We start from the raw sequence: 14,700 nt of genomic DNA on the forward strand, positions 1-14,700 counted from the left end.
GACCTTATTTCTTGCCTGCCTGCATCGCCATCTCCAGCGCTGAAGTGGTGATGTAATATTTGGTGATCATATTTGGAACTTCCCAGTCGGGAAGCTTCCCGTCTTTCAGGTATTGCAGATATTTTTCTGTCACCTGGCCAAAATGCGCTTCATGTCCGGTATTATATTTTTCAGGAACAACAACCTGCCAGCCGGTTGCGATTTTTTTTATTTCGACGCCGGGGTATTTTTCCTGAATCGATTTCAGGGATTCCGTCAGGTCTTTGTCAAAACCGGCATCGTTTTTCTTAACTGATTCGATGTACAGGGCCGGTTTGTAATTTTGTTCTTTCCCCTGGCGGATGATCAGGTTTGCCCGGGTTCCTCTCATGATGGAGTAATGCGTGTCGCCGGTGCCTTCCGGAGCTTTATAGGCCCAGGTGACGGAAACTTTCGCATGTACGCCGCGCAACTTATAATTAATTTCACCGTTACTGAAAACGTTTAGCGTGCTGTCATTCACCAGGTCTTTTTTCAGGTAGTCTGGAAATGCATCAAGCCGTGTAATGTCGGCAAACTGGCTCCTGGTCATCGTTGTCGGCCAGCGTTTGGCTGATACCATTTCAACATCTTTTTTGTAGTCGAGCACCTGATCAGGGAAGCATTCCCATTGCACCAGATCAACCAGGTGAGTGGTAACATCCACAATCCCCTCACCCTGCTGGGTAACATCCATGAACCAGGCGGGCCGCTGAAGGATACTTCCCGACACTGATTTGTAGAAATGGTGTACACTCTCTTTGGTCACAGCGGGATTTTCTGCAGTTCCTTTTTCCAGTTCCCCAAATACGGATGGGATCTGCGAAAATGCTTTCTGAAGCATGGTGTTGATCTCGAATCTTTCGGTCATGATATCATAGAGCAGCACTTTCTTTTCAGCGGCTTTTGCAAATGCCTGTTGCAGTAGACTGAATCCCTCTTTATTGATGGCCATGGGTTTGTCGGCAAGGACATTCATCCCTGCATCCACTGTTTTCATGATGTATTCAGTCTTTTTTTGATTGTTTCCTGCCATGACAACCACATTACCTTTTTTTTCAGCAATCATCTTTTCGAAGAAGTCGCCGCCGGTATAAGTATGTTCCTTCCAGTGTGTAGGGTTGTCTGCCCGGGTGTTGAACCCCTCAATCCGCTGGAGGTGCATTTGAAGGTCGGGTCCATCGGGAGCATAAACGTATACATTGGAATCCACTTCGGGATACATGGTTTTCTGCACGAGGGCAGCATGGAAATGGCCCGGGTCGAGGGTTACAAGGGTTATAGAGGCCGCATGCTCTTTCTGCTCACCGGATCCGGGGGTGTTATGACAGGCTATCAGTAAGGGTAACATAAACAATGGCAAAAGTCTTTTCTTCATTTTCATATATTTTATTTGTAATACTATTTCGGCACTCATTATGTCCGAAGCCATCACCGGCTAGTAAATCCGCAGGTATGTTATAGTAATATTTTATCATATTAAAACAACGCGTGTAAATTTCCGCAAGCAGCGCTCTGCTCACGAGGTAACGAAGGTATCGCTAAATCTTCAATTTGGAACACGGGAAATAATCTCCCCGTTAATGCGTTTTATCAAAACAGGGTGAAATCCCCCGGGGGTGAATGTTGATGTGAAAGTGTAGATCAGCCTTGACCGCCACAATGCGGGGATCTGATATATTATATTGTGTCAGATATATATTTAAATGCGGTCATAATTTTTCTGCTTCATCCCGACCCAGTTCCTGCCTGGCCTGCATAAATTCCTCCATGACCTGATGGATTATTTCCGCGGCGGGAAGAATATGCTGTAACAGCGCGCTGACCTGGCCAATTTCGAGCTCCCCTTCTTCCGTGTCACCATCAAACATCCCTTTTTTTGAACGGCCGTGTCCAAGTAAGGCCTTCAGTTCTTCGACCGATGCCCCGCGGGTTTCGGCTTCTGAAATGTCCCTGAAGAATTTGTTTCTGAGCAGCCTGACCGGTATCAGTTGTTTCAGGAAGAGCCGGGTGTCACCTTCCCCCGCCTTCAACACGGCTGTTTTAAAGTGTTCATGCGCAGAAGCTTCTGTACTGGCCACGAAACGGCTTCCCATCTGAACCGCTTCAGCGCCAAGGGCAAAGGCTGCCAGCATTTGCCGACCCGTGGCTATGCCTCCGGCAGCAATGACCGGTATTTTCACAGCCTTCGAGACCAGCGGAACGAGTACCATGGTTGTCGTCTCCTCACGTCCATTATGGCCCCCTGCCTCAAAACCTTCAGCTACTACGGCATCACAACCCGCTTCCTCTGCTTTTGCGGCAAACTTGCTGCTGCCGACGACGTGGACGACCCTGATGCCGGCGTCTTTAAAAGTTCCGGTGTAAATACGGGGGTTTCCTGCGCTGGTAAAAACTATAGGAACTTTTTCCTGCAATATTGTAGTGACATGTTCCGGGGCCGATGGGCTGAAAATGGGTAGGTTCACAGCAAAAGGGCGGTCCGTTTCCTGTCTGTATTTTTGAATATGTGCTTTTAATACATCCGGATACATGGATCCGGCGCCTATAATTCCCAGGCCACCTGCCCGGCTGACGGCGCTGGCCAGCCGCCATCCGCTGGTCCATACCATACCAGCCTGAATGATGGGGTACCGAATCTGAAACAGCCTGGTAATCCTCGTTTGCAGCATGGAGTATTAATATTTAATCAGATGGCAAACGCCATGACTGATAAATATAACTATTTGATCGTAATTCCGGGAATATTTATTGAAAGCAGGGGGTGCGGCGGCCGGGTATCAGCCCAAGTCAATCGTGGTATCTTCTCCTACATTCAGAATTCGCTTCTTGCCCTTCAAAAGGGTATCTCCGCCGATCAGTGAATCGGTCAGTACAATATCCGAAAGATTCGCCCAGGACCCTATGATGGAGTTGCTCACGATTGAGCGTTCAATTCGGGTGCCTTCGCCCAGGGTAACATTCGGCCCAATAATGCTGTTGCGGATGATGCAATCTTTTCCAATGCTGACCGGATCAATAATTACTGAATTTTCGTATTGCTGCGGGTTTGTCGTAATTCCTCTCTTTTTAATCAGGATGGCGTTGGATCGCAACAGTGATTCCTTATTGCCCGCATCAAACCAGTTGTCTACCTTAAAAGATTCAAACCTGACGCCTTGCTGAATCATACAATCCAGTGCATCCGTGAGTGTAAACTCCCCATGTGATACAATTCCACCGGCAATATTTTTTTCGAGACAGTCGAAAAGCATAGCAGTCTCGCGGATCTTGTAGATCCCCACCAGGGCTCTGTTGGACTTTGGTATCTGGGGCTTCTCAATCAGTGAATCGATGAAGCCATCACGAACTTCAGCCACGCCAAAATCATGCGGGTTATCCACTTTGCGTATGCCAATCATCGAATGCGGGTTTCGCAGGACCGCTTCCGTATCGTATTCACAGATGGTATCACCGAGTGATATCAGTATTTCATCATCTCCCACATCTGCCCGGGTGAGAAATACGGCATGGCCAACTCCTTTCCGGTCTTCCTGATTAACAAATTTCGCAGAGATATCGGGATGTTTCTCCTTCACGTAATTGATGACCTTGTCTCCCAGGTATCCAACTACAAATACGAATTCGCTGATTCCGGCTTCCTGTAACTGGTCAATAATGATGCTCAACACAGTTTTGCCCGCGAGCGGGATGAGCGCTTTCGGCTGTGTATAAATATGTGGTCGAAGTTGTTTACCGGCGCCCGCAAGAGGTATGATTGCCTTCATCGATCTTTGGGTCGTTTGAGTTGAATGTCCAATTGTTTATTTTGATTCTGATCTTCACCAGACCCTTATGCCCGGCCTGATGCTCCGTATTGGGTTGGCAAAGATCGGCGAAACTACGAATAATATAATGGAAGATTTTCCGTGAGGCGCATCAGGGTGACCGAATCCGACGCCTGCGCCCGGCGAAACCTGTGGTTTATCCGGTGTTACAACATCGGCCCCGCAAAGGGCCTGGATTCAGCGTACAAAAAAACCGCTTCGTTTAAAAAGCGGTTTTTGATACAATAATTTTTTATTAAGATTTCCGGGGCGCGTACCGGTCGTAGGGCGACAGATCGAAGGCGTCTACTTCCTCCATAGTCAGCCCAAGCGCTTTCGCCACACCTTTCCCATATTCAGGGTCGGCTTTAAAGCAATTACGGATGTGCCGGATCTGGATAAATTTATCTGCACCTCCCACTTGCGCTGCCGTGTTTTTGAAAAGGAGATCCGCTTTTCCATCCTTTTTGATGATCCTGAACAAATCTCCGGGCTGCGTAAAATAATCTTCATCGTCATCCCTGTAATTATGTGCATACGCGGTTCCGGTTAATTCCAGCGGAGGCTCTTTGGTTTCCGGCTGTTCCTGCCACTGACCAAAACTGTTAGGTTCATAGTGCAGTGTATCGCCATAATTACCGTCCACGCGCATGGCGCCATCCCGGTGATATGCGTGGTATGGACAACGCGGCTTATTTACCGGTATTTGAAAATGGTTGACACCCAGCCGGTAGCGTTGTGCATCTCCATAGGAAAACAAACGGCCCTGCAACATTTTATCGGGGGAAAATCCAATCCCCGGGACAATATTAGCCGGATTGAAAGCAGCTTGCTCCACATCCTGGAAATAGTTGTCGGGATTACGGTTCAGCTCCATTTCGCCAACTTCAATGAGTGGAAAATCTTTTTTTGACCAGACTTTCGTCAGGTCAAAAGGATGGAAACGATAGGTTTTTGCCTCTTCTTCCGTCATGATCTGTATAAAAAGTTTCCATTTGGGAAAGTCGCCTTTTTCAATAGCTTCAAACAGATCGCGCTGCGAAGATTCGCGGTCCCTGCCAACGAGTTCTGCTGCCTGTTCGTCGGTCAGGTTTTCAATTCCCTGCTGGGTCCTGAAATGAAATTTTACCCAATGGCGCTGGTTGTCTTTGTTGATGAAGCTATAGGTATGACTCCCAAACCCGTGCATATGCCGGAAACCTCTGGGAATTCCACGGTCGCTCATGACAATCGTAACCTGGTGTAAAGCTTCGGGCAGGAGTGTCCAGAAGTCCCAGTTATTGTTCGCACTACGCATATTGGTCTTGGGGTCCCTCTTAACGGCATGATTAAGATCGGGGAATTTCATCGGGTCCCTGAAAAAGAACACCGGTGTGTTGTTGCCGACCAGGTCCCAGTTTCCTTCGTCCGTGTAGAATTTCAATGCAAATCCCCGGATATCCCGTTCGGCATCGGCGGCTCCTCTTTCACCCGCAACTGTTGAAAAACGGGCAAACATCTCAGTTTTTTTTCCAATTTGGCTGAAAATATTCGCTTTGGTGTATTTCGTAATATCATGGGTAACAGTAAACGTGCCAAACGCACCCGAGCCTTTGGCATGCATCCTCCTTTCCGGAATTACTTCCCTATCGAAGTTTGCCATTTTTTCCATAAACCAAAAGTCCTGCAAAAGCATTGGCCCTCTTGGACCTGCAGTCTGAACGTTTTGGTTATCAGGTACCGGCGCCCCGGTCTGCCGGGTTAATTTGTTTTTCTTTTGTTCCATAATATAAAGTTTAGATGTTTTCAAATTTAACGAAAATAACGCTCGAAAGTTGCCGGGTCCGGATCAATTAATAGTTATTAACGGGAAATAGTGCAGTATCTTAAAAATAGGGTTCCACAGCCAGGATTTGAACCGGTTATTCAGGGAAGTAAAGTAAATTTCTACCTGCTGTTTGCGAGGAAACCCTAAAGACTTTCATAGCCCGGGAATTGCTCATCTACCAGGCTTTTCCAGGCTGGATGTCTTTTGATATATTGTGCAATATAGGGGCAATAAGGGAGTACTTTTTTGCCATGCTGCTCTAGATACTCAAGTGTTTTTTCGACAAGCACGGGTGCCACGCCTTTTCCCTCCAGGGGCGGCGATACCTCGGTATGCAACAGCGAGACCAGGTCGCCTTTTTCATCATAGATAATAAAGGCCGGATAGCCATCGACCTCTATTTCAAACCTTTTCCGATTTTCATTTTTTTTGACTGATATGTTATTCAAGTCAGTTGCCATGATCATTTGTTTAATTATATAGAAATGTATCTTATAAGATCCTGGTCGATTCTGCGCGGTGCAGGCAGGCCGCGGTACTATAACGATGCCTACCGGCCCGCAATATGCTATAGTCTGACATGACCAAGCGACTGTGGCAGCGGCACAAAATCTTTTTCATCGCCCGGAACCAACGGAAAGACGTCCAGGTTCCGGTTCAGCCAGTCGAGCTTTGCTTGTTCAATCACTTTTCGGTCTGAATGGACAAAATTCCAGAAGATAAATCGCTGCTCCGGAAACGGTTCGCCGCCGAAGAGGTAAACGGTGGCATTCTCACTCATTTCAAATTCGCAGAGAGTAGCATCCTTTGCAACCAACAGTTGCCGGCCACCGTAGGAGTTTCCTTCAATGGTCACTTCTCCTTCCATTACGTACAATGCAGATTCACCGAACAAATCTTTTCCGATATTCAGTTTCTGTGCGCCTTTATTTTTTATTTCGATGAAGAACAATTTGCTGAATACCGGTACGGGGGATTTTCTGCCAAATGCCTCGCCGGCAATCAATTTAAAGGAAAGATCACCATCTCCCCAAACCGGCAGGTCCTTTGCTTCGGTATGGGAAAAAGAAGGATCAACCTGCTCAAGTTCCCGCGGGAGGCCTACCCAGATCTGAAAGCCATGCAGTTTTTTGGGAGAATGCCGCATTGGTTCAGGGGTCCTTTCCGAGTGTACTACGCCCCTGCCGGCTGTCATCCAGTTTACAGCACCAGGAGTAATCTCCATTGCGTTACCGAGACTGTCCCGGTGAAATATGGATCCTTCAAAAAGGTAGGTGAGTGTAGACAGGCCCAAATGCGGGTGTGGAGCTACATCCAGGTTCTGACCGGCGTCCATGGATTTGGGTCCCATATGATCAATAAACACAAAAGGCCCAACCTGTCTTTTCTGACGAAATGGTAACAATCTGCCCACCAGAAAACCTCCGATATCCGCAGCTTTCTCTTCGTTGATCAATCCAATATTTGACATAAAAAAAGGTGTTTAGTTTTTGATAGGAAATATGACCCGTTTACTCCACCATATTCCCTGAAATCAGGTCCCCGCACGTTGTCGGTGCGGCTTTGCTATAAAAAGCAGGGCTAATCCCTAAAACTACTACAAATTTCAATACAAAACCTGCATCGGGCAAAAGCTTCAAATAGAGCAGCTTCGTAGGCTGCTGGGTCCGCGTATCTTTCCGGCTTCGTTCGTATTAGGAAAGCGACGGTTGATTATTCTGCGGCTGTACCGTTTTCTCCAGAGCCAGCCGGCGTTTCACTTCGGGTATCACTTCTTTGCCGTAAAGCTCAATGGATTTCATAGTCAGTTCATGAGGTACCCAGCCAATACTGGTGTGCGCCATAAACCTCGTAAACCCGAACAGTTTATATTCATAGATGATTTTCTCCACCACTTTCTCCACATTTCCGGTCATTAGAGAACCCTGGTCGCTCCGCATGAATTCGAATTGTTCCCTGGAAAGCGGGGGCCACCCCCTGTCTCTGCCTATTCTGTTCATCATGGTGGCATAATAAGGGAAGTACTTGTCGGCAATTTCTTTATCGTTTTCGCCGATCAGCACGTGATTGTTGATGCCAACCTGAAGTTCTTCCGGTTTTTTACCAGCCTTCAGGGAACTACGCTTGTACAGATCGATGAAAGGTACGAACTGATCGGGTCTGCCGCCAATGATAGCCAACATCAACGGGAGGCCGAGTTTTGCAGCCCGTAATGCGGAGCTGGGCGTACCGCCGGCGGCTATCCACACGGGCATTCCTCCGTTCAGCGCCCTGGGGTAAACGCCGAGGTTGGGAATCGGACGCCTGAGTTTGCCGTCCCAGCTTACTTTTTCATTTTGGTTAATTTCCAGGAGCAGCTTTAGTTTTTCCTCAAAGAGTTCGTCGTAGTCCTGCAAATCGTATCCAAAAAGTGGAAATGATTCTACGAATGATCCGCGACCGGCCATAATTTCTGCCCTTCCGCCCGAGATAAGGTCCACCGTGGCAAATTGCTGGTACACCCTTACCGGATCGTCAGAACTCAACACCGTTACGGCACTCGTCAATCTGATTTTCTTCGTGATGGCTGCGGCAGCAGCCAGTATAGTCACGGGTGACGACACTGCATAATCCACCCTGTGGTGTTCCCCAATGCCAAAAACATCGATACCCAATTCGTCGGCCAACACTATTTCTTCCTTCAGGTCTTTGACTCTCTGATAGGCGTGCTGCCCTTTTGTGGGATCGGGCTCAGGTTGCATGTCTGCAAATGTCATAACGCCAAATTCGATAGGTTTCATATTAGTTAAAATCCTCTTTGTTTAAAAAATCAACATTCAGTGAAAAATTTAGTATCTGCGCAGACTCCTTCATTTAACGTTGTGCAGTCACGCTGAATTATCCAAAGTGAATGATCAAATACAAATGCGCACGGGTCCAAGGTGATTGCCTCCGCTGTGGTGCTGCTCTTCCCGATTAGTCTTCCAGGTATCCGAATTTACCCCTGTTGAAATCATCAAAAGCCTGGATAATTTCCGCTTTGGTGTTCATCACAAACGGTCCGTGAGCCTCGATAGGTTCTTTGATTGGTTCGCCGCTCATAACGAGTACCACTGAGTCTTCCAGGGCTTCCACCCAAAAAGATTCGCCATCCCTGTTAAACTTTGCGAAGTGGTCCTGCAGCACGGCGTCGGTGCCATTCACCAGTACGCTCCCCTCGATGACCAGCAGGGCTGTGGTATAGCTTTCGGGAAAACTAAAAGGTACACGGTTGCCTTTTTTGAATTTTACGTTTAGCAAATGAACGGGCGTAAACGTATGTGCACTACCCTCGTGTCCATCGTACTTCCCGGCAATAACTTCTACCAGGCTGTTACCTTCGTTCAGTGAAACCTTTGTGAGCTCTGTGTTACGCAGACTCTGATAGCCTGGCTCACTATTTTTATATTTAGCCGGGAGGTTGACCCATAACTGCACCATCTGAAAGATGCCCCCTTTTCTGCTAAAGTTTTTTTCGTGGAATTCTTTGTGCAAAATTCCATTGGCTGCGGTCATCCATTGTACATCTCCTTCATAAATTACACCACCGTTGCCGGTACTGTCGCTATGCTCCACACTTCCTTTATAGGCAATGGTCACGGTTTCAAAACCTTTGTGCGGGTGCACGCCCACACCTCTTGGAATTTCGCTGGGTGTAAAATTGTATTTGCTGTTGTAGTCCAGCAGGATGAAGGGGTCCATTTCCTGCATGGTGGATTCACCCGGTATAAAATTGTGTACCCTGAAACCATCTCCCACAAAATGGGGGGCGCCGGGTTTCATGATTTTTGATATTGTTTTCTTTGCCATATTAACGCTCCTGTTTTTCAATTATGCTGCAACAAAACTACACCATACCTTAGGGATCTTCCATTGATATAGGTTAAGAAACACACAGAAGTGAAGAAATTCAGTAGCTGCCGGGATGATCAAAATACCGGATGCTCCCATCAGACTGTGCATCCATCCATTTCGCCATCAGCCCGCTCATTTTGTAGCGGATGAATTCCTCATCCGTGAAGCTAAATTCAATTTGAGCAGCATCGGGATGCAGGAGATCCGACAACCGGATCAGCTTTCTGTATTCTGTTTCAGGCAATGCCTTATCCACGATCAGCAGATCATACCGCTGCTGATGCATAGCCTCTACCACATGTTCAGAATCTTTCAAATAATTCAGTACAATGCCTTTGTATGTTTCGGCGATTTTATCCAGATTGCCGGTATCTGTCGCGGGATTAATCACTGCGAGTACATTCATTGCTTTCATAATAAACCTGATATAGTCAAAGGTACTTTCAAAACGCCTGCTTTCCGTTGATCTATGATAGGAACACAAATCCCCGGACTCACTGATCTCCTTGATTGTAATATATAACAGGTAGCGGGATCAGGCTTAGCCCCGGTCGCTCATTAAGTTAAGCCCATCCTTAATGTGCAGGCGCCTGAATACCACACCCGAGAAAATGGTGAGGATACCAAACACCAGGAAGGTGTACCGGAAGGCCTCGTGCGAACGGCTAACGCTTTGTCCCGCTCCGCCGTCAAAGAGTTTCAAAACAACAAGACCGAGCGAAATGCCAAATCCAACGGCCAGTTGTTGGTTTACCGACAACAATGAATTCCCGCTGCTGGTCTGGCTGGCACGCAGATCCGCAATAGAGATCGTATTCATGGCCGTGAACTGTATCGAATTGAAAAAACCGAGTACCGCGATGATGGGAATGAACCAATAAATGGAGGTATCTATTCCGGGAATAGCCAGGCTCAGGATGAGCAGGCCGATAATGGCCGTGTTAAGCCGAAGTGTCAAACGGTAGCCCAATCGGTTCAGGATCCTCAAGACCGATTGTTTGGCAAAGATTGACGTCAGTGCCATCGGCGCCACAATCCAACCTGAAACTACAGCGCTCTGTTTGTAGGCAACCTGTATCATTAACGGTATTAATAGTGGAATGGCACTAATGCCAAGTCTGGTCGCGAGGTTGCCGATGATCCCGATCCTGAAGGTCCTCACCTGGAACAGTTCGAGCGGAAAAATGGGGTTTTCGGTTTTCTGAGCGTAGCGGTAATAAAAGTACAACATCAGAAAGCCGAGGGTAAACACGAGAAGTACCGGCGTCATATTCTGTGTATTTCCCAGGAACTCCAGTGCGAGCGACAAAAAAAGGGAAGACAATGCGAAGATGAAAAATCCTTTCAGATCAAACCGGTTTTCATCATCTTTATAGTCTGGCATATATCGCAGCCCCAGTGCAATACCGAGGATGCCAATCGGAATATTAATCAGGAATATCCAGTGCCATGAAAAATAGTTCACGATATAACCGCCCACCAGGGGTCCCAGTATGGGACCGATTAAGGCGGGGATGATGGCAAAATTGAGCGCCTTCACCAGCTCGTCCTTCTCGAATGTTTTCATTAAGGCCAGCCGGCCCACCGGGTTCATGAGCGCACCACCCAGACCCTGAACGACCCTGGAAATAACGAGGAGGGTCAGGTTCGTGGAAAGCGCGCAAAACAGAGATCCGAGGCTGAACATGAAGACGGCGCTGGCAAACACGGTTCGCGTTCCCAGCCTGTCCGCGAGAAAACCACTGACCGGCATGAATATCGCCAGTGTTAACACATAACTGATAATGGCATTCTGCATTTCCAGTGGCGACTCATTCAGGTCTTTGGCGATAGCAGGCAGGGAAGTATTCAGGATAGTGGAATCAAGCATCTGCATAAAAATCGCAGTTGCAAGAATCGAGGGTAAGACCCGCTTTACATCTCTGGAGTTCCCTTCTGTCACCTGCATTCTGCAAAATTACCGGTTTCCTTTGTGGTACCGGTAAGCGGCAGCCAAAAAAGCACCGGTTCAACCAGTGCTTCCTATCATATCTTAAACAATTTGGCTTACAACCAGCCTCAGGCAGATTTAGTAAACTGCACTTCTGCGTGCACTTTCACCTCATCACTTACGAGTACGCCACCAGTCTCCAGCGCAGCATTCCAGTTTAGTCCCCATTCTTTCCTGCTAATCTTGCCATCAACAGTAAAACCGGCCTTATCATTACCCCATGGATCTTTATTGACACCGCCTGATTCTACATTCAGTGAGATCTCTTTCGTGATATCACGAATAGTCAGATCGCCAACCAGCTTGTATTCGTCCCCGTGCTTCTTAGTCAGGGATTTGCCCTTGAAAATTATTTTCGGAAATTTTTCAGCGCCAAAAAAATCATCGCTTCTCAGGTGGCCATCACGATCAGCCTGGTTGGTATTTACGCTGGCAGCATCGATTTCAACTGTTGCTGTCGCGGTTTCAAAATCTTCTCCGTCAATCTCGGCTGTGAAAGACTGAAAGTTTCCTCTCACATTTGCGATCATCATATGTCTCACCTTAAATTCAATTTCGCTGTGCGCGGGATCCAATGTCCATTTGGTAGTTGCCATTTGTTAATTTTTTATATTTAATTAATAACGCAAAGTTAGCCGCCGTCGGGGCCGTGCCCCATTGACCTATGGTAAGAAATCATTTTTTGAAATTCCTCTCGGCGAGTTCCTTTCTAACCCGGCTCAGACTCTCGGGAGTAATACCTAGGTAAGAAGCGACCATCCATTGAGGTACACGCAGCATGATGTCCGGATAAGTTTTAATAAACTCCAGGTAACGCTGTTCTGCTGTGAAACTTAGCAATTGGTTGATCCGGTTTTGTAATTGCCGGATGTGGTTTTGCAATAAACGGTTATTCAGTTCAAGAAACTGATGGTTTTCTTTGGCAAGTTGATTGATGTAAGATTCTTTTACGACAAGTGCTTCGCTGTCTTCAAGCGCATCGATAAAGAAATCGGCATTCATATTCAGACAGGCGCTTTGCCGGTCGCTCACGAACCAGCCCTCGGGTGCAAACTGGAGAATATGTTCTTTGCCTTTATCATCTATTGAAAAATAACGGAGCAAGCCTTTTTGCACGTAGTAAGATTGCTGGTGCATTTCCCCCTGGCGCAATACGTAATCGCCTTTCTTGATCTGAACGGTCTTACTGTTGTTTCGAAGGGCGTTAATGAAGTCTTCATTTACCGAAGTAACCGGCGGGAAATAAGGCTGCGGGGGAAGCTGATTCATATTCACCTTTTAGTATTTAAAGATAAGATTAATTTCAGAATAGGAAAGTGATCCGGGGCGCGCTCATTTTTAATTTTATTTTCCGGTCAGGCAATGCTCCTTCCGGTTGGGTGTTGGTTTCGCAGTTTTGCCGCCCGGCAGTTCCAAGGTTCTGAAATCAGCATGAAAAATTTTATGTAGGTTTGCGCCATGCAAAAAGACACACGCGTATTCGACCTTATCGGCAAAGAGCTGGAACGCCAGCGAAACGGAATTGAACTGATCGCTTCGGAGAATTTTGTATCCCAACAGGTGATGCAGGCAATGGGTACTGTACCGACCAACAAATATGCCGAGGGGTACCCCGGCAGGCGATATTACGGCGGATGCGAAGTGGTGGACGAAATCGAACAACTTGCGATTGACCGTTTGAAAGAAATATTTAATTGTAGCTGGGCCAATGTTCAGCCGCATAGTGGGGCTCAGGCGAACGCCGCCGTTTTTTTTGCCGCTTTGAACCCTGGCGATAAAATCATGGGCCTTAACCTGAGCATGGGCGGTCACCTCACGCACGGAAGCCCGGTGAATTTCAGCGGAAAACATTACCAGGTGACAGCATACGGTGTGGGTAAAGAAACCGGCACGGTAGACTATGATGAACTCGAACAGAAAGCACTGGCCGAAAAACCTAAAATGATCATTTGCGGAGCTTCTGCCTACAGCCGGGACTGGGACTACGCGCGGATTAGGGCCGTTGCAGACAAGATCGGCGCGATCGTTTTTGCCGATATCGCACATCCCGCAGGCCTGATAGCCACAGGATTGCTGAACGACCCGTTTGACCACTGCCATATCGTGAGCAGCACAACGCACAAAACCTTGCGAGGACCACGCGGGGGCATCATTATGGTCAGACATGATTTTGAGAACCCCTGGGGATATAAAGATCCGAAAGGGAAGACCCGCACCATGACCCAACTGCTGGATCTGGCGGTATTTCCCGGTGTTCAGGGTGGTCCGCTGGAACACATCATTGCATCAAAGGCAGTCGCCTTCGGCGAAATTCTGCATGAGGATTTCAAAAGCTACGGGAAACAGATCATTGCCAACGCCCAGGCTATGGCGAAAGCATTCACCGATAAAGGATACAATATCATCAGCGGGGGAACAGACAATCACCTGATGCTGATCGACCTGCGCAATAAAAACATCACCGGAAAAAAAGCACAGGAAACACTGGATAAGGCAAATATTACTTTAAATAAGAATTCCGTACCTTTTGATGACAAATCCCCCTTTGTTACCAGCGGGATCCGAGTAGGTGTTCCGGCTATGACTACCCGGGGATTAAAGGAGGCGGACCTCGTAGAAGTAGTAGGTATGATCGACAGGGTGCTGACAAATGCAGATGACGAAAAAACGGTTTTGAGTGTAAGGGAAGAAGTGAAAAACTTCATGCAGAAGTTTCCGCTGTACCCGGGTCTGTCAAATTAAGTAACGTGTACTGGCTATTAAAATAAATATAGTATGATCCAGAGACGACAAACCCTTTGGCTGCTCCTCTCGCTGATTTGTGCCGCCTTTACTTTTAAATATCCATTTTTTAACGGTACAATCGCCAACGTTACCGGCGGCATCAGTGCAGCGGAATTAACGGCCATGAGTAATTTACCGCTTTTATTGCTGACAGTAGCGATCATCCTGGTATCCCTCCTGTCCATATTTTTATTTAACGACAGAAAACTGCAGATTCGCGTCACTTTTGTCGGTTTTTTGCTGTCAGTGGCCCTCATTATTCTGTACTTTTATGATACACGAAAATTTGAACCCGGCGGTCGAATCTCTCTGACCTCTTTATTTACCTTATTAACAGTTTTTGGATTTTATATGGCACTCAAAGGCATCAGGAAAGATCAGAAGCTGATTAAGGACCTGAATCGCCTGCGATAGACTAACAG

General features: G+C 47.3%; 14 protein-coding genes. 2 read left to right on the forward strand and 12 right to left on the reverse strand.

The window, feature by feature from the left end:
• Positions 1-4: 4 nt before the first annotated feature.
• The 12 genes from AC3WS5_RS05115 to AC3WS5_RS05170 form a co-directional block, all read right to left on the reverse strand.
• Complete coding sequence (locus AC3WS5_RS05115; RefSeq protein ID WP_492466177.1) at positions 5-1,396, reverse strand: putative oxidoreductase C-terminal domain-containing protein; 1,392 nt, start codon at positions 1,394-1,396, stop codon at positions 5-7.
• 334 nt (positions 1,397-1,730) lie between these two features.
• Positions 1,731-2,690, reverse strand: coding sequence for an NAD(P)H-dependent flavin oxidoreductase (locus tag AC3WS5_RS05120; protein WP_492466178.1), 960 nt, complete (start codon positions 2,688-2,690; stop codon positions 1,731-1,733).
• 108 nt (positions 2,691-2,798) lie between these two features.
• Entirely contained in the window at positions 2,799-3,785 is a 987-nt protein-coding gene (locus AC3WS5_RS05125) for a sugar phosphate nucleotidyltransferase (protein WP_492466179.1), read from the reverse strand.
• A gap of 295 nt (positions 3,786-4,080) precedes the next feature.
• Complete coding sequence (locus AC3WS5_RS05130) at positions 4,081-5,589, reverse strand: catalase (RefSeq protein ID WP_492466180.1); 1,509 nt, start codon at positions 5,587-5,589, stop codon at positions 4,081-4,083.
• 185 nt (positions 5,590-5,774) lie between these two features.
• Positions 5,775-6,092 (reverse strand): GNAT family N-acetyltransferase, encoded by a 318-nt coding sequence (locus tag AC3WS5_RS05135; protein ID WP_492466181.1) that lies wholly within the window; start codon positions 6,090-6,092, stop codon positions 5,775-5,777.
• A gap of 107 nt (positions 6,093-6,199) precedes the next feature.
• Positions 6,200-7,102: a pirin family protein gene (locus AC3WS5_RS05140; RefSeq protein WP_492466182.1), complete on the reverse strand. Its 903-nt coding sequence runs from the start codon at positions 7,100-7,102 to the stop codon at positions 6,200-6,202.
• Between the two features lie 223 nt (positions 7,103-7,325).
• Positions 7,326-8,411 (reverse strand): Atu2307/SP_0267 family LLM class monooxygenase, encoded by a 1,086-nt coding sequence (locus tag AC3WS5_RS05145; protein ID WP_492466183.1) that lies wholly within the window; start codon positions 8,409-8,411, stop codon positions 7,326-7,328.
• A gap of 175 nt (positions 8,412-8,586) precedes the next feature.
• Positions 8,587-9,459 carry a pirin family protein gene (locus tag AC3WS5_RS05150; RefSeq protein ID WP_492466184.1) on the reverse strand — a complete coding sequence of 291 codons (873 nt, stop codon included), beginning with the start codon at positions 9,457-9,459 and terminating at the stop codon, positions 8,587-8,589.
• Between the two features lie 100 nt (positions 9,460-9,559).
• Complete coding sequence (locus AC3WS5_RS05155) at positions 9,560-9,919, reverse strand: hypothetical protein (RefSeq protein WP_492466185.1); 360 nt, start codon at positions 9,917-9,919, stop codon at positions 9,560-9,562.
• A gap of 126 nt (positions 9,920-10,045) precedes the next feature.
• Entirely contained in the window at positions 10,046-11,452 is a 1,407-nt protein-coding gene (locus tag AC3WS5_RS05160) for an MFS transporter (protein ID WP_492466186.1), read from the reverse strand.
• Positions 11,453-11,562: 110 nt separating this feature from the next.
• Positions 11,563-12,090 carry a YceI family protein gene (locus AC3WS5_RS05165; RefSeq protein WP_492466187.1) on the reverse strand — a complete coding sequence of 176 codons (528 nt, stop codon included), beginning with the start codon at positions 12,088-12,090 and terminating at the stop codon, positions 11,563-11,565.
• A gap of 79 nt (positions 12,091-12,169) precedes the next feature.
• A complete protein-coding gene (locus tag AC3WS5_RS05170; protein WP_492466188.1) occupies positions 12,170-12,763 on the reverse strand; it encodes a Crp/Fnr family transcriptional regulator in 594 nt (197 codons plus the stop codon).
• Positions 12,764-12,952: 189 nt separating this feature from the next.
• Here AC3WS5_RS05170 and glyA point away from each other — a divergent pair, with 189 nt between their 5' ends.
• Together glyA and AC3WS5_RS05180 are read left to right on the forward strand one after the other, a co-directional pair.
• Positions 12,953-14,236, forward strand: a complete 1,284-nt coding sequence (gene glyA, locus AC3WS5_RS05175; RefSeq protein ID WP_492466189.1) for a serine hydroxymethyltransferase — start codon at positions 12,953-12,955, stop codon at positions 14,234-14,236.
• A gap of 33 nt (positions 14,237-14,269) precedes the next feature.
• Complete coding sequence (locus AC3WS5_RS05180; RefSeq protein WP_492466190.1) at positions 14,270-14,692, forward strand: DUF4293 domain-containing protein; 423 nt, start codon at positions 14,270-14,272, stop codon at positions 14,690-14,692.
• Positions 14,693-14,700: the final 8 nt, after the last annotated feature.

This window comes from Niabella sp. CPT15-335-S11 (genome assembly GCF_058792415.1).